At 70.2% G+C, this 15,546-nt stretch carries 15 protein-coding genes; 8 read left to right on the forward strand and 7 right to left on the reverse strand.

From position 1 onward, the window contains the following. The first annotated feature begins 49 nt into the window (after positions 1 to 49). From OX958_RS15475 to OX958_RS15490, 4 genes are all read left to right on the forward strand, one after another. Positions 50 to 1,012, forward strand: coding sequence for a helix-turn-helix transcriptional regulator (locus OX958_RS15475; protein WP_270138382.1), 963 nt, complete (start codon positions 50 to 52; stop codon positions 1,010 to 1,012). A gap of 263 nt (positions 1,013 to 1,275) precedes the next feature. Continuing rightward, positions 1,276 to 2,217 (forward strand): alanine racemase, encoded by a 942-nt coding sequence (locus OX958_RS15480; RefSeq protein WP_270138383.1) that lies wholly within the window; start codon positions 1,276 to 1,278, stop codon positions 2,215 to 2,217. 4 nt (positions 2,218 to 2,221) lie between these two features. Next, complete coding sequence (locus tag OX958_RS15485; RefSeq protein ID WP_270138384.1) at positions 2,222 to 3,430, forward strand: MFS transporter; 1,209 nt, start codon at positions 2,222 to 2,224, stop codon at positions 3,428 to 3,430. Continuing rightward, the gene (locus OX958_RS15490) at positions 3,427 to 4,173 is read left to right on the forward strand and encodes a class I SAM-dependent methyltransferase (protein WP_270138385.1); all 747 of its coding nucleotides are present in this window, start codon (positions 3,427 to 3,429) and stop codon (positions 4,171 to 4,173) included. The genes OX958_RS15485 and OX958_RS15490 overlap by 4 nt, the downstream gene beginning before the upstream one ends. A 119-nt stretch (positions 4,174 to 4,292) precedes the next feature. Here the strand turns inward: OX958_RS15490 and OX958_RS15495 are convergent, their stop codons facing one another. Together OX958_RS15495 and OX958_RS15500 are read right to left on the reverse strand one after the other, a co-directional pair. Further along, on the reverse strand, positions 4,293 to 5,732 hold the full coding sequence (locus OX958_RS15495; RefSeq protein WP_270138386.1) for an alkaline phosphatase PhoX: 1,440 nt from the start codon (positions 5,730 to 5,732) through the stop codon (positions 4,293 to 4,295). 79 nt (positions 5,733 to 5,811) lie between these two features. Beyond that, positions 5,812 to 6,261, reverse strand: a complete 450-nt coding sequence (locus tag OX958_RS15500; RefSeq protein ID WP_270138387.1) for a nitroreductase family deazaflavin-dependent oxidoreductase — start codon at positions 6,259 to 6,261, stop codon at positions 5,812 to 5,814. Between the two features lie 170 nt (positions 6,262 to 6,431). Between OX958_RS15500 and OX958_RS15505 the strand changes: the two genes are divergently transcribed. Together OX958_RS15505 and OX958_RS15510 are read left to right on the forward strand one after the other, a co-directional pair. Then, positions 6,432 to 7,106, forward strand: coding sequence for a VOC family protein (locus OX958_RS15505; RefSeq protein WP_270138388.1), 675 nt, complete (start codon positions 6,432 to 6,434; stop codon positions 7,104 to 7,106). Positions 7,107 to 7,184: 78 nt separating this feature from the next. Then, a complete protein-coding gene (locus OX958_RS15510) occupies positions 7,185 to 8,063 on the forward strand; it encodes a redoxin domain-containing protein (RefSeq protein ID WP_270138389.1) in 879 nt (292 codons plus the stop codon). A gap of 56 nt (positions 8,064 to 8,119) precedes the next feature. Here the strand turns inward: OX958_RS15510 and OX958_RS15515 are convergent, their stop codons facing one another. From OX958_RS15515 to OX958_RS15530, 4 genes are all read right to left on the reverse strand, one after another. After that, a complete protein-coding gene (locus OX958_RS15515; RefSeq protein WP_270138390.1) occupies positions 8,120 to 8,470 on the reverse strand; it encodes a VOC family protein in 351 nt (116 codons plus the stop codon). Between the two features lie 86 nt (positions 8,471 to 8,556). Beyond that, complete coding sequence (locus OX958_RS15520; RefSeq protein ID WP_270138391.1) at positions 8,557 to 11,295, reverse strand: helix-turn-helix transcriptional regulator; 2,739 nt, start codon at positions 11,293 to 11,295, stop codon at positions 8,557 to 8,559. Between the two features lie 35 nt (positions 11,296 to 11,330). Continuing rightward, complete coding sequence (locus tag OX958_RS15525) at positions 11,331 to 12,323, reverse strand: hypothetical protein (protein WP_270138392.1); 993 nt, start codon at positions 12,321 to 12,323, stop codon at positions 11,331 to 11,333. A 74-nt stretch (positions 12,324 to 12,397) separates the two neighbouring features. Next, on the reverse strand, positions 12,398 to 13,273 hold the full coding sequence (locus OX958_RS15530; protein WP_270138393.1) for a helix-turn-helix domain-containing protein: 876 nt from the start codon (positions 13,271 to 13,273) through the stop codon (positions 12,398 to 12,400). A 68-nt stretch (positions 13,274 to 13,341) separates the two neighbouring features. Between OX958_RS15530 and OX958_RS15535 the strand changes: the two genes are divergently transcribed. Together OX958_RS15535 and OX958_RS15540 are read left to right on the forward strand one after the other, a co-directional pair. Beyond that, positions 13,342 to 13,659: a hypothetical protein gene (locus OX958_RS15535; protein ID WP_270138394.1), complete on the forward strand. Its 318-nt coding sequence runs from the start codon at positions 13,342 to 13,344 to the stop codon at positions 13,657 to 13,659. Further along, positions 13,656 to 14,135, forward strand: coding sequence for a winged helix-turn-helix transcriptional regulator (locus OX958_RS15540; RefSeq protein WP_270138395.1), 480 nt, complete (start codon positions 13,656 to 13,658; stop codon positions 14,133 to 14,135). The genes OX958_RS15535 and OX958_RS15540 overlap by 4 nt, the downstream gene beginning before the upstream one ends. Here the strand turns inward: OX958_RS15540 and OX958_RS15545 are convergent. After that, on the reverse strand, positions 14,122 to 15,543 hold the full coding sequence (locus OX958_RS15545; protein ID WP_270138396.1) for a DUF4832 domain-containing protein: 1,422 nt from the start codon (positions 15,541 to 15,543) through the stop codon (positions 14,122 to 14,124). The two genes, OX958_RS15540 and OX958_RS15545, sit on opposite strands and share 14 nt — an antisense overlap. Positions 15,544 to 15,546 lie beyond the last annotated feature (3 nt).

The raw sequence follows: 15,546 nt of genomic DNA on the forward strand, positions 1-15,546 counted from the left end.
GGATGTATCGCGGCCACTTCCTGACCGCGATTGCGCCGATACTGGAGCAATGGCGAACACGAGCTCACGGACCCTGCGGCTGCTCTCGCTGTTGCAGGCCCGCCGCTACTGGCCCGGTCCGGCCCTGGCCGATCGGCTGGGCGTCTCGGCGCGGACCCTGCGTCGCGATGTCGACCGGCTGCGGGAACTCGGCTATCCGGTCGACGCCAATCCGGGCGTCGACGGCGGCTACGCGCTCGCTCCTGGCGCTTCTCTGCCGCCGCTCGTGGTCGATGACGACGAGGCGATGGCGCTGGCGGTGGCCATCCAGTCCCACGTCGCCGGTGGCGGGAGCGGCGAGGCCGGGCTGCGGGCGTTGACCAAGATCACGCAGGTGATGCCGCGGCGACTCCGGGCCCGGCTCAAGGCAGTCAGTTCGGCCACGACGCCCGCGGCGCCTTGGAGCAGCGGCACCGAGGCGCCGGTGGACCACGTCGTACTGACGACTTTGGCGCTCGGCTGCCGTGACGCCGAGCGGCTGCGCTTCGCCTATCGCGCGCTGAGTGGGGCACGATCGGAACGGCTGGTCGAACCGCTGCAACTCGTGCCACTGGGCCACCGCTGGTATCTGGTGGCTTATGACCTCGATCGGCAGGACTGGCGGACCTTCCGGATCGACCGGATCACCGCCGCCGAAGGAACCGGTACGCCGTTCGCGCCGCGCAGGCCGCCGTTCGACGACGTGGCGGCCTTCGTGCGTGCCAACGTCCTGGGCAGCGCAGCTGGTGACAAGCATCAGGTCGAGGTGATCATCGAAGCGCCGGCCGAGACGGTCGCCGCCCACGTCGGACGATGGGCGCAAGTACAGGCGCGTGGTACTACGAGTTGCACGCTGACGATGGAGACGGACTCGCTCGACGGTCCGCTCTTCACACTGGGGGCGATCGGCGCGGAGTTCACCGTGGTCGGCCCACCCGAACTCAAGGCCCTTGTGCTGGAGCGAGGGGCTCTCTTCCTGCGTTCCGTCGGCTGACGACCGGATCAGCAGCGCGCGCACGATCGCCTTGGATTGCTCACTTTCTGCCCAGATCCGAAGACTTACGACCGGTCGGCCGCTCACCTAGACTCCGATGCTCCGGCACCGACCGCAGGGAAGGGGGCGTCATGCGCTGCATCGAACCGCCAGTCGAGAGCTGACTCCACAGTGAAGCGTGGCGCTGCGCCCGGCGCTCCGGCTCGGGCGCACGTCGACAGCCATCCGGTATCCCCGGCTACCGGTCGATCGTGTGAGGACCGATGCCCGCCGTACCCGTGACCGTCGACGCCCGGCAACTCGATCGGAACATCCAGCGTTTCCATCAGCAGGTGGCGGACGCCGGTTGCGTGACCAGAGCGCACCAGAAGGCGCACCGCACCATCGAACTGGCTACCCGGCAGGTACTGGCCGGCGCGGCCGGCATCGCGGTCCACAGCGCGCAGGCAGCGCGGGACCTCGCCGCTGCCGGGGTGACCGACGTCGTGGTGGCGTGGCCCTGGCGGGAGCCGTGGCGGTGGCCGCTGTACGTCAGCGCCGCCGCTGAGCTCGAGCACTTCGCCGTCCACGTCGACGAGGCGGAATCGATCACCGGCCTGGGACGAGCGGCGGCTGCTGCCGGGCTCCAGATCGGCGTGCGGATCGACCTGCGGCACACCCCGGCGGCCGAAGTCCTACCACTGGCCCGCCTGGCCGACGCCACTGCTGGGGTGCGGCTGGATGGAGTGACCGGATACCACGGGCCGGAAACCGCCGAGGACATCAAGGACTTCGCGCTGCTGGGACGACGTCATGCCGAACACCTCGTCGGTGTCGCAGCGTCGATCCGGGCCGAGGGGATCGACTGCCCGGTCGTCAGTGCGGGCGGTACTCCGACAGCCGCGGGGGCCCTCGGTGTCGAGGGCATCACTGAGATCGTCGCGGGTGCGTATGCGACGCTCGATGCCGGGCTCGCCGCCGCGGGGGCCTGTGATCTCGCGGAGGTCGCGATCAGCGTGGCCGGCGATCACGCCGACCTGCTGGTCGACTGTGCTCAGCCCTGGGATCCCGGATCGGTCGCGGTGCCTCTGCACGGCCGGTTGCTGCCCGGCCACATCTGCCCGCTGGCCCGGAACCTGATGCGCGGCAAGGTCGAGATCACCGTGGTCGACGGCGGCGTACCGGTCGATCGCTGGCTGCCACAGGGCAGACCGGATCGCGAGTAAACCGGTGCCGGTACGGTTCTGGATCTTCCTCGGTGCCCGGACGGTGTCGGTCCTCGGTAGCGCCTTCGGGCCGATCGCCCTCGCGTTCGGCGTGCTCTCGCTGCCGGGTACCACGCCTGTCACCCTCGGCGTGGTACTGGCCGCCCAAGGCGTTCCGCAGCTCGCCCTGCTGCTCCTGGGTGGGGTGATCGGTGACAGGTTCCCCCGGAACCGCGTGCTGGTGGTCGCCGAACTGGCGTCCGGTCTCGCCTATGCCGGACTCGCCACGATGTTGCTCACCGGCAAGGCACCGCTCGCCCTGTTGTGTGTGGCCGCCTTTGCCGCGGGGGCGGCCTCCGCGCTGCTGCTGCCGTCTCTCACCGGCACGGTTGCCGACCTGGTGCCGGCCGACTCGCTGCAGCGCGCGAACGGTCAACTCCGGCTGGGCACCAACTCGGCTCGCATCGGTGGCGTGCTGGCCGCAGGGGTGGTCGTCGCCTGGGCCGGACCGGGAGTTGCGCTGGCGATCGATGCGGCGACCTACTTCGTCGCGGCCGGGCTGCTGAGTGCGGTCCGGCTGACCGGTTCGCCGGGCAACGGCCGCCGCAACCTGCTCAGCGATCTGCGAGTCGGCTGGCGCGAGTTCGCGGGCAGGTCCTGGTTGTGGTCCACCGTGGTTGCGGCAGCGGTGATCAACGCGGCGTTGTCGGCAGCGTTCGGCGTCCTCGGGCCGGCCCTGGCCAAGGACCGCCTCGGCGGCGCGGTGAGCTGGTCGCTGGTACTGGCCGGCTATTCGGCCGGCATGCTGGCCGGAGTCGTGGTGGCGATCAGGTTCAAGCCACGACGGCCGCTGCCGACGGCCGTCCTGTTCGCGCCGCTGCTGGCCCTGCCGTTGCTGGCCCTCGGCTTCCGCGCACCGGTGGCGGTCATCGTCGTCGCGGCCTTCTGCGCGGGTGTCGCGACGGACATCTTCGGTGTCCTGTGGGACACCACGATGCAGCTCGAGGTGCCGGCCGCCGCGTTGTCGCGGGTCAGCTCCTACGAGTACCTGGTTTCGCTGTCCCTGAAGCCCGTCGCGGCGGTGGTCGCGGGATCGGCAGCGGCCGGACTCGGTCCGTCCGCCGGACTGCTGCTGTTCGGCGGACTGATCGTCGTGGCCGCGGCCGGCGCGCTCGCCCACCCAGCGGTTCGGCACCACCTACCCCGACAACAAGACCTTGGAGTCCGCCCATGAGCGAGGGATACGTCGAAGGATTCGCCCAGGCCTACGACCAGTTCTGGCAGCCCTATCCGACGAAGTCCGCGGCATCGCTGCTGAAGCTGCTGCAGAGCGCCGCGCCCGATGCCCGCGCTGTGCTGGACATCGGCTGCGGCACCGGCATCGTGGCCCAGCACCTGGTGCGGGCCGGCTACGCGGTGACCGGCCTGGACAAGTCGCCGGCGATGCTCGCCCGGGCCCGCGAACGCCTCGGCGAATCCGCTGTGCTGATCGAGGGGGATGCGGCCGACTTCGCCGTCGATGAACAGTTCCCGGTCGCGGTGTCGACGTACGACATCCCGAACCATCTGCCGGACCTGGAGCGGATCGCGGACTATCTGCGCTGTGTGTACCGGGCGGTCTCGCCAGGGGGCCTGTTCGTGTTCGACATCGCCACCGTGGTGGGGTTGCGCGGGATGAACACGGTGCAGATCCGGGAGACCGACGAGGCGATGCTGCTGTTCCGGGGCGCGCTGAACGAGTCCCTGGGGGTCGGCTTCTACCGCATCTCCGGAGTGGTCCAGGCAGCGGACGGTCGCTACGACAGGTTCGAGACCACGATGACCAACATCGTCGTACCGGTCGACCGGCTCCTGGAGCTGCTGGCCGAGGCCGGCTGGGTGGGCAGCTACCTGGCCGCCCAGGACGACCTGCTGGCGCCGCTGACCGAGGTGCCCGGCACGCATTCGCACCTGTTCGTCGTCTCCCGCAAACCCTGAGCCGGCAGGTCGCGGACACAGCGACAGGCAGTGGTCGCCGCCTGCAGGGCGCGCTTGCCTTGGCCGGCCGGAGCAGTGGTCGGCCAAGGTGACTACTGCCTGTCGCTGTGTTCGGCGGGTCAGCCGAGGTAGTCGCGCCAAGGGCCGGTGATGGCCAGGGTGAGGCCCGGGCTCTGGATGTTGACGAAGAGCACCTTGCCGTCCTCGGAGAAGGCCGGGCCACAGAACTCGGAGTCGTTGAGCTGGTTGCGGGCGATCGCGTACGTCGGTCCGCCCGGTACCGAACTCAGGATGTGGCTGCTGGCGTTGCCGTCCTCGGCGAGGATCAGCGAACCCCAGGGCGTGACGGTGACGTTGTCCGGCCCGTCGAAGTTCAGGTCCTGGTACTTCGCCGTCGCGCCCTGGTCGGCGGCGTCGTTCGACGGGAAGTAGGTGACCAGCTGGATGGTCTCGGTCTTGTAGTTGTAGAACCAGACCATGCCGTCGTGCGGGACCGCGTCGGCCGGCAGATCCGTCGTACCGGAGTTGGCGTAGGAGTTGACCACGTAGACGCCGTCGTGGGTGCCCCAGACGCCCTCGAACTTCTTGCCGCGGGTGACCTGACCGTCGGTGAACTGCTTGCGGCAGGAGACCGAGACCGCGTCGCGGTCGGGGACCGTGACCCAGGCGACCCGGAACGGCCGGAGCAGCTGGGCGGACGTCAGGTAGGCGACGTCCGGGATCGGCTTGCCGTCGTCACCCAGGATCGCCATCGCCTCGTAGCTGCCGAAGTCGACGTCCTGCAGGTCCTTCCAGCTCTCCTTGCCGAGCCGGTAGCCGGCCGGCGCGGTCCACCGGTAGAAGAGACCGTTGGGGCCGGAGGCGTCCTCGGACAGGTAGATGTGCTGCTGGTCCCGGTCGACGGCCAGGGCCTCGTGGGCGTAGCGGCCGAGCGCCTTCAGCGGCACCGGGTGCGCGGTCTTGCCGTCGGCCCAGACCTCGAACACGTAGCCGTGGTCCTTCAGCCGGGTAGTGCCGTTGGCCTTGTTCTCGGTCTCCTCGCAGGTCAGCCAGGTGCCCCACGGGGTGTGGCCGCCGGCGCAGTTGGTGAGCGTGCCGGAGATGCCGACCCACTCGCCGTAGTTGGTGCCGTCCCGGTCGACGTCGATGACGGTGCAGCCACCGGCCGCGCCGACGCCCGCGTCGTAGACGGTGCCCGGAACCTGCGGTACGCCGAGGGCGTTGTTGCTGCCGATCTCGTGGTTCTGGATCAGCTTGTAGCGCTTGGTGCCGTTGCCGATCACCGCCATCCCGTCGTGCGCGCCCGGCGTCTTCTGGCCGGTCGTCAGGGTGGTCTGGCCGGCCTGGGTGACGACCGTGTACCTGAAGCCCGGCGGCAGCGCGAGCACGCCCTTGGGGTCGTCCATCAGCGGCGGGAACGGGCGGTTGGTCGGGAACGGCCGGGCAGCCGGCTCCGGAGTCGCCTCGGCGAGCGAGGGGACGGCGCCGACGGCGGCGAACCCGACCCCGGTGGCACCGACGGCGGCGCTGCGGAGGACGGTACGGCGATCGAGAGACATGGCGGTGCTCCTTGGACTTTCGGTGAGAGCACCGATCCTGACCCCGCCAGACGAACGGAACCTGAACGGAACAAGGCGCCTACCGCGGGCTGAGACGGACCACCGGGTACACCCGCTCCGACTTGCTCTGGTACTTCGCTATCCGTGGCTGCGCGGTCGCGATGAGCTGCCAGGCCTCCTCCCGTTCGGCCCCTTCGAGCCGTTCCGGCCGCACCGGTACGACGGTGCCGCCGGCCAGCTCGATCGACGCCTGCTCCGGGTGCGCCATCAGGTTGGCGAACCAGTCGGGATGCCGGCTCCCACCCCCTGACGCGACGATCAGCCGGTTGTCCTCGGCGCCGAACCACGCCACCGGCGACTCCCGCCGCTCGCCACTTCGCCGCCCCGTCGTGTGCAGGATCAGCACCTCCATCCCCAGGAAGGCCGACCTGCCCTGCCGCACCTTGCCGTTCATCCGGGCGTTCATCCGGTGCTGCATCCAGCGCGAGAACCGTCCGGGCGTTCCTGGCTTCTTCTGCGTTTTCTCCATGCCCTGACGCTAGGGCCGGCCTGCCGCCGGCTGCTTCTTGATTCGTGATCGATTCCCCTGGCGGCTGTCCCGGGCCCGCCAGGGCGGGGACCAGGGTGTTGCACGGGTGCGACCAGTCGGGCGAAGCGGGAGATTGATGACACCAGCCGAAACCCTCAGGAGGAAGCGAAATGACCACCACCGACACCAGCACCACCGCAACCACCGCCACCACGACCGGCCTCGTCGATCTGAAGCTCGAAGCCGTCGTCATCCCGGTCACGGACGTCGACCGGGCCAAGGCCTTCTACGGCGACCTCGGCTGGCGGCTGGACGCCGACTTCGCCTTCGAGAACGGCTTCCGGGTCATCCAGTACACGTCGCCGGGATCGCCCGCGTCGGTCCAGTTCGGCACCGGGATCACCACCGCGCCGGCCGGCTCCGGCCAGGGCCTCTACCTGATCGTCTCGGACATCGAGGCGGCCCGTGCCGATCTCGCCGCCCGCGGCGCCGAGGTCAGCGAGGTGTTCCACCCGGTGGAGCCGGGCGCCCAGTTCCGTACCGACGGTTCCGGTCGCGCCAGTGGCCGCGCCGCCGAGGGTGGCAGCTACGGCTCCTTCGCCACCTTCGCCGACCCGGACGGCAACACCTGGCTGCTGCAGGAGGTCACCACCCGGCTCCCCGGCCGCATCGACACCGGCGAGACGTCGTACGCCTCGGTGAAGGACCTCACCGACGCCCTGGTCCGCGCGGCGACCGCCCACGGCGAGCACGAGAAGCTCACCGGCGAACACGACGAGCAGTGGCCCGAGTGGTACGCCGCTTATCTGGCCGCCGAGCAGACCGGCGCCGAACTTCCGAAGTAACCTCGAAGGGCATGCAGGCGGCCCGGCGCCCTTCGGGCCGTCAGCCGTTTCGAGTGCCGAAGCTGGAAGGTGATGACGGTGGCCGGACTGCACATGCCCTCGCTCGATCGAGCGACCGGCTGGCTCAACTCCGAGCCGCTGACGCCGGAGTCGCTGCGCGGCAGCGTCGTCCTGGTGGACTTCTGGACCTTCACCTGTATCAACTGGCTGCGCGCCCAGCCGTACGTCCGGGCCTGGTCGCGCGCCTACCGCCGCGACGGCCTGGTGGTTCTCGGGGTGCACTCCCCGGAGTACGGGTTCGAACGCGACCTGGACGGGATCCGGCGGGCGATCAAGGAGCGGGAGATCGACTACCCGGTGGTCGTCGACAACGACTGCGGGATCTGGACGGCCTTCGCCAACCACTACTGGCCCGCCCTGTACTTCGTGGACCGCGACGGCGTGATCCAGGATCACCACTTCGGGGAAGGCCGCTACGAACAGTCCGAACGGACCCTGCAGCGGCTGCTCGGCGTCGACCGGGAGCTGGTCTCCGTCGAGGGCGCCGGCATCGAGGCCGCGGCCGACTGGGCGCAGCTGCGGACTCCCGAGACCTACCTCGGCTACGCCCGCAGCGAGCAGACCGGCGACTGGAAGATGAGCGGCGACTGGACGACCGGGGCGGAGAGCGTGCTGCTCGACCAGGCCGGCGGGCGGATCGAGCTCCGGTTCCACGCCAGGGACGCGCACCTGGTGCTGTCCTCGCGGCGCCGTGATCCGATTCCCTTCCGGGTGCTGCTCGACGGTGAGCCGCCCGGTGACTCCCACGGTGGCGATACAGATGCTCAGGGCAACGGGTTGCTGCGGGACGGGCGGCTCTACCAGCTGATCCGGCAGCCCGGCACGGTCCGGCACCGGACGCTCGAGATCAGGTTCCTCGAGGCCGGTGCCGAGGCGTACGCCTTCACCTTCGGCTGATCAGAGCAGTTGCCGGCCGCCGCCGATCGCCACGACCGTCTGCCCTCCCGGTTGCGTCATCGCTGCTCCAGGATCCATCGGTTGCCGTCCGGGTCGCTGAAAGTCGTGGTGTCGTGACCGGCCCAGCTGGTCACCGGCTCCGGCTCGGCGCCCTGGGCGAGCAGCCAGGCGCGCGCTGCCTTCAGGTCGTCGACGGTCAGCCGGGCGGTCAAAGTGCCCGGCGCGGCGGTGGTCAGGCCGGTGCCGAGAACGATCGAGCAGGCCGAGCCCGGCGGGATCAGCAGGACGAGCCGGGCATCGTGCGTTCTCTCGTCGGCGGCCAGCCGGAAGCCCAGAGCGCGGTAGAAGTGCCGGCTCCGATCGACGTCGGACACCGGTACGACGATGGCCCCCAGTCGGTAGTCCACGGCTCCACTCCTTCGCGCTGCCTGTCCTCCCATCGTGGCGGCCGGCCGCAGTCGTCGCGCCCGTGGAACCCCCTGGTCCCGGCCGGTCAGGCAGGGGAGCGGGCCAGCGCGCCGCGGAGCTGGCGGCGGGACGTGATGCCGAGCTTGGAGTACGCCTTGCGCAGGTGCCACTCCACCGTTCGGTGGCTGATGAACAGCTGCGCGGCGATCTCCGGGTTGGTCAGTCCGTCCTGGGCCAGCCCGGCGATCTGCGCCTCCTGGGCGGTCAGGTCGTTCGCCGTCTCCGGGCTGCGCTTGCGGACCGTCTCGCCGGTGGCGAGCAGTTCGTGCCGGGCCCGCTCGGCGAAACCGCCGAGTCCCATCTCGCTCAGCAGGTCATGGGCGACGCGGAGCTGCTCGCGGGCATCGACCCGGCGGCCCTCGCGGCGCAGCCATTCGCCGTACAGGAGATGGCCGCGGGCGACCTCGACCCGGAGACCGGTGCGGCTCAGGTGGTCGAGCGACTCGCGGTAGGCGGTCTCGTCGGAGTTCAGCAGCGCGCGGGCGCGGGCAGCCAGGCCCAGTCCCCAGTCGGTCGGTACGACGGCAGTGCGTTCGTTGAGCCAGGCCAGCGTGGTCTCGATCAGTGCGGTGTCACCCGTCCTCGACGCCGCTTCGGTCAGCTCGCCGATCACCAGGACGCCGTACCCGGCGATGTCCTGCTCGAACACCCGGCGGGCGGCCTCCACCGCCACGTCGTACCGGCCGAGGCCGTTGTGCAGCACCGAGCTCGCGTACGTCGCGAAGGCTGCCATCCGGCCCTGGTCCTGGGCGGTCGCTTCCCGGATGGTGGCGTCGATCAGCTGGGTCGCGGTCGCCTCGTTGCCCCGGAACGCTTCGAGCAGCATGGCGCCGTACGCGATCCGCGCGTTCCCGGTTGCTTCGGCGATCCGCCGGTCCTCCTCGACCAGCGTGGCCACGGTGGCCAGGTCACCGGTCTCGCAGAGCAGGTTGGCGCGGAAGTTGAGCGCGAACTGCAGTTGCACGAGCGACCCGGTCTCGCGGGCCAGCCGAGCCTGCCGGACGGCCAGCTCCAGGCCGGTCGCGATGTCCCACACCTCGATCGCGACGACCCCAGCGACGCGGTTCCCGGCGAGCCAGAGCCAGTCGCCGACGTCGGCGGCGCTCACCTCCGTGCGCACGGCCGCGTCCAGTGCCTTGGTCAGGTACGGCGCGGCGGCCGGATAGCCGCGAGTGAAGCGCATCGCGAGCGCGTGCAGCAGCAGATCAGCAGGCCGATCCGAGTCGTCGGCGGCCGGTACCGCGGTCGCCGTCTCCAGCAGGAGACCGGGCGCCTCAGACCCGGTCGACCACATCGCGGCCGACAACGCCTCGAGGTACGTCTCCCGCGACTGGACCAGGTCGAGCGGCTCCAGCTGTTCGGCGGCACTGAGCAAATAACGGGCGGCCTCACCCGCACGCCCTTGATCGAAGGCGATCCTGCCCCGCAACCGCTCGATCTCGGCCGCGCGCAAGGGGTTCGGTGGCCCGGCGGCAGCGCTGCCGAGCAGCGTCAAGGCCTCGCGCAACCCGCCGGAACTGCGCCTGGCCGAGGCGGCGGCCAGTACTCGCTCGGCCCGCCGGTGCGGCTCCGGGGTCAGTGCGGCGGAACGCTCGAAGAACACGGCGGCGGCGACGTTGCCTCCGCGCGCTCTGGACCGCAAAGCAGAGCGCTCGAGGTCGGCGGCGATCGCCTCGTCGGGCCGATCGGTCGCCTGGCCGCGATGCCACGCGCGCCGGTCCGGGTCGACCTCGGGATCGGTGACGGTCGCGAGCGCCCGGTGCGCGGCCTGCCGCTCCTGCGGCGAGGCCGTCCGGTACGCCGCCGTGCGCACCAGCGGATGCCGGAACCGGATGTGCTGACCGAAGCTGATCAGACCCGACTCGACCGCCGGCGCCGCGGGATCCGCGGCCAGCCCGAGCTCTTCGGCCGCGCGCCAGAGCAGGGTCGCGTCGCCGAGTGGCTCGGCGGCGGCGATGAGCAGCAGCAGCCGGGTGTCGGCCGGCAGTGGTTCGAGCCGCCGGGCGAAGCTCTCCTCGATCTTGCCGGCCAGCGAACCGGAACTGACGCCGTCCGCCAGCTCGGCCGTCGTCCAGGCCTGGGGCAGCTCGAGCAGCGCCAGCGGATTGCCGCGGGTCTCGGCCAGGATCCGCTCGCGGATGCGCGGGTCGGTCGGGCCGGGGAGCACCGAGTCGAGCAGGGCCCGGGCGTCCTCGTCGTCCAGGCCGCGGACCTCCAGTTCGGTGAGCCCGGTCAGCTGGTGCTCCACGCCGTCGCGGACGGCGAAGACCATCACCACCGACTCGGCCTCCAGCCGGCGGGAGACGAAGGCGAGCACCTGGGCCGACATCCGGTCCAGCCACTGCGCGTCGTCGACGACACAGAGCACCGGACGCTCCTGACCGGCCGCTTCGGACAGCAGGCTGAGCACGGCCAGGCCGACCAGGAACCGGTCGGGCGCGGGACCGGACACCAGGCCGAACGCCGTACCGAGAGCATCGCGCTGCGGAGCCGGCAGCCGGTCGAGCCGGTCGAGGAACGGGTGCACGAGTTGCTGCAGGCCTGAGTAGACCAGCTCCATCTCGGACTCGATCCCGGCGGCCCGGGCCACCTGACAATGGTTGCTCCGGGCCACCAACGACTCGAGCAACGCCGACTTGCCGACGCCGGCCTCACCCCGGAGCACCAGTACGCCGCTGCGTCCGGTCCGCGCCGCGTCGACCAACCCGGTCAGGGCAGCGAACTCCTGCTGACGGCCCCGCAGTTCCCGCTCTCCTCTGGCCACCAGGTCAGGTTTGCACCTGGGTCACTCCCGCACAACTACCACCGGTCGAGGCGTGCCCGCAGGAGGTTCGGGTCCTGCTGGGTGAGATAGGCGGCGCTGAACACGTACGCCGTACTGCCACGGACCGCGACCGAGGTCGGGTTCTGCAGACCGTCGGCCGCGGTCAGCACGGTCTTGCTGGTCCCGTCGGAGCGGACCAGGACGACAGTGTTCGGCCCGTTGAGAGCAGCCAGGAACTGGTCGCCGCGACCGGTGAACGCGAAGTCGTCGATACCGGTCAGGCCGGTGGCCCGAGTCTGGAGCTGACCGGCACCACCGCGCCGGTCGACCGGGATCCGCAGCATGGTGCCCTGGTCGAGATTGGTCACCCAGACGGCTCCACCCCGGAGCTTCAGACCATTGGCGCCGAGGAAGCCGGTCGAGGCCAACTCAGGAGCGGTCGACCAGGCTTTCGCTGGGCCACCGGACTTCGGCACCCGCCAGATCATGCCGAGGACGGAGTCGGCGATGTAGAGGTTGCCGCTGCGCTCGTCGAGTGCCAGCCCATTCGGTACGCCGGTGGCCGGCAGCGCGGCGATGCGTTGGGGAGTACCGCCCGGACGCAACCGCCAGACGCCCGTCAGGTCCGCCGTACCGGTGGCGTAGAGGAAGTAGAGCGTGCCGTGGCTGTCACGGACGATCCCAGAAGTCAGCGGGAAGCCGAGCACCGGGGTGTTGCTGCCACCGTCGGCGGGAGCGGGCATCGTCGCCAGGATGCGCATGGTGCCGTCGGGAGCGATGCGGGCGACCTGACGCCCGACTGCGAAGGTCACGTACGCGAAGCCGCCGGGGGCGAGCGCGACGTTCTCCGGCTGCTGACCGGAGGCCAGGTCGAAGTGTGTCACGACACGGGCCCGGGATGCGACAGCGGCGGCTGAGATGGTGGGGGAGGAGCCAGTGGGGGAGGAGACGGCGGCTGACGCCGGTTGCAGGCCGACCACCGCGAGGCTCGCGGTGGCCAGCGCTGCGGCTGCGAATGACTTGTGCATGAATTCCCCTTGGTTGGAGGCGTGCTTGTCAGCGGCAACGACCAGTGCGGTCCTGCCGTGGTTCGTGCGTGGTGTCAGGCCGGCTGGTGTGCCTCGGCCGGTGTAGTCGCTTGGGTGAGCAGGTCGAGCGCGACCTTTGACGGCGACCCCGGCGATGCCGTGGAGACGACGATGAACTGATCAGGCTGCGACGGGCTTTGCAGCGTCTGCTGGGTAACGGTCAAGGTGCCCACCAGCGGATGGCGCATCTCGTAGTCGGTGACATGGCAGGTCTTGATGCGATGGTCTGCCCACAGCTTGGCGAACTCGGGACTGTTGACGGTCAGGTCGCCGATCAGCCCCAGCAGCAGTGGATCGCCGGGGTTCCGGGCGACCGCGATCCGCAGGTTCCCGACCACCGCGCGCGCCTTCGCCGGCCAGCCGGAGTACAGCTCACGGGTGTGCGCGTCGAGGAAGACCAGCCTGGCCATGTTGGGTCGCGTGGCCGGCTGCTGTGGCGCGTCGAAGGCCAGGTGACCGGCGTACAGGGCGTGGCCTTGCCGGTTCCACGCCAACACCTCCGTACTACGCCCGAGCACGATCGCGGGCGCCGCTCCCAAGGCGTCCAGCAGCGCGATGGTCGCCTCGGTGATGCGCTCGGGAGCGCGCCGGCGCTGTGACGGCCGCCGCTGCTGAGCGTCGGCCAGCGCATGGAGGTGGATCCGCTCGGCCTCGGTCAGGGACAGCGCCCGGGCGATGGCGTCCAGGATCTCGGGCGATGCCCGGTGCGACTGCCCCTGCTCCAGCCGGGTGTAGTACGGAACGCTGATCCCGGCCAACAAGGCGACCTCCTCGCGGCGCAGACCGGGCACCCGCCGCCGTTCGTCGTACGTCTTGATCCCCGCAGCTTCGGGGCGCAACTGCCCCCGTCGCGTCTTCAGGAAGTCTCCGAGATCCCCGCTACCGGTCATGGATCGAGTATGCGTCGGCCGGCCCGGCTCAGCCTGACCCGCTGAGGGTCAGGGATATCGGGAGGCCTGTGACCGGGCTCACGACCGGTAGGTCGCGAAGAGCATCCGTCCCCTACGGGCTGCTCTTCTCCGGCGGTCTCGGTCTCATCACCACCCACGCGCCGGCTCGTCACCGCGGCGGCACCGTCGCTGCCGTCTATCTGGTGGCATGTGTCGGCCAGGGCGTGGTCGCTTTGACGCTCGGCCTGATCGCCACCGCCTCCGGGCTCGGAACCGCTTTGCTGGTGGGCGTTCTGGCCATCGGCGTACTCGCGCTGCTCACCTTCGCGGTGGCGCGGTACCTCGCGGTCCGGGGCGCCAGTACGTTGGTCGAGGAGGTGCGATGAGTACTGCGACAAGTGACGCCCGGCCGACCTGCTCGATCGCCAGAACCCTGGAGGTCGTCGGCGATCGCTGGTCCCTGCTGATCCTTCGCGACGCGCACCGGGGCCGCACCCGCTTTGCCGAGTTCCGCGACGCTCTCGGTATCGCGCCGAACATCCTCACCAACCGGCTGGCCGCGTTGGTCGACGCCGGTGTGCTGGAGAAGCGCGAGTACCGCCCCGAGGGGGAGCGCACGCGATCGTCGTACCACCTGACGCCCGCGGGTATGGACCTCAAGCTCGTGCTCGCCGCCCTGCAGCAGTGGGGCGACGTGCACGAGCCTCGTGAAGAGGGCCCGACGGTACTGCGCCGCAACACCCGCACCGGAGGCCTGGTCACTGTCGGCTTCCTGGATGAGCACGGCAACGCAGTACCGGACGAGGAGGTCGGGTTCGAGCCGGTCCCCGGCGGCCCTGCCGATCGTCCTATCTGGTGCTGACGGTCACGGTGTGGCCGAGATCGTTGGTGCCGGTGGTGGGCTGCCAAGTGCCCTGATTGGCCAGCTGTCCCGAGTACTCGGGACGACTGGCCAGCCGGGGGTCGGCGATCTTCAGCAGCAGCTTGTACTTGCCCGGGACGGCCGGCCCGCGCACCTTCTGCTTGAGGGTGGTGGTCGTACCCGGAGCCCAGTGCCTCGGGTCAGTCTTCAGCGGTACGACGTAACTGCGCCGGTCACCCTGGAAGATCAGCTGCACCTGCCGCGGGTTGTACGGCGCGGCCCAGCCGTCGTTGCGGAGATCCAGGCTGATCGAGACGTCGCCGCGCGGCCGGGTGTTCTTGGTGAAGGTCCCCCTGGTCAGGGTGAAGCGGTAGCCGAGCTGCTTCTGGGCGGTGGTGATGTTGTCGCCCCAGCTGCCGAGAACGTCCTTGTTGTAGTCGGTGTTGAGATACGACCAGTGCTGCTCGGCCATCTCGGCGGAGGCCTCGGGCCAGTCCGAGCGGGGTGAGTTCACGGCGCAGGTCTCGCCGCCCTGCGGCAGGTACTTGCTCTCCTGCGCGACGAAGTCCTTGTCGAGCTGGATCGGGTTGCTGAGATAGGTGCCGAAGTCGTCCGGGCTGGCCAGGAAGCAGTCGTTGTGGTGCCCGATCCGGGCCGGCACCGAACCGTTGTACGCCTGCGCGGCATCGAGTCCGCCGGCCGCACCGGTCGGTACGCCGTAGGTGCGCTGCTTCATGTACGGCGTCCGGACCTGGATCATCCGGTCGCGGGGGAGCGCCCGCAGCAGCGCGTCGGTGACGGCCTTGCGGTCGGCCCAGTTCTGGTCGGTGACGATGCTCGGGTCGGCGGGGTCGGAGAAGTGGTCGGTGTAGTAGCCCTCGCCCCACAACCCGATGAAGCCCTGCTGCATCACCTCGATGACGTCGGCGTTCTCGCGCAGGATCGGCTTCAGCTGGTCGATGTGCTTGAGCACCCGGGCCACCGGTGCGTCGCCGTACGGGGTGGGCGGTGGCCAGCCGGCCCCGGGCAGCGCGTAGGCGAACCGGACGATCGCCTTCACGCCGGAGGCGCGGATGGTCCTGAAGTCGGCGCGAACCTGGTCCAGGTAGGCCCGGTCGAGCTTGTCCTGGCCGGCGAACTTCTCCAGGTAGAAGACCCGGAGGATCTGGGTGATGTTCTCACTGGTGCGGTAGTTGGTCAGGGTGGTCCGGTCGAGCGGCGTGTAGCCGGTGCCGTCGGCGCGGTAGTGCGTCTCGGTGTGGTGGTAGAAGCCGCGCTCGGGGTTGGCGATCACGGCATCCGAGGCGGTGTAGGTGCGGGTGCTCGTCGGTTTGTTGCCGGTGGCAACGGCGGCCTGGGTCGGTACGACCAGGCCCAGTAGGGCGATGGAGGCGAGAAGCCGTTTCACGGT

This window comes from Kribbella sp. CA-293567 (assembly GCF_027627575.1).
Taxonomy (GTDB): Bacteria; Actinomycetota; Actinomycetes; order Propionibacteriales; family Kribbellaceae; genus Kribbella.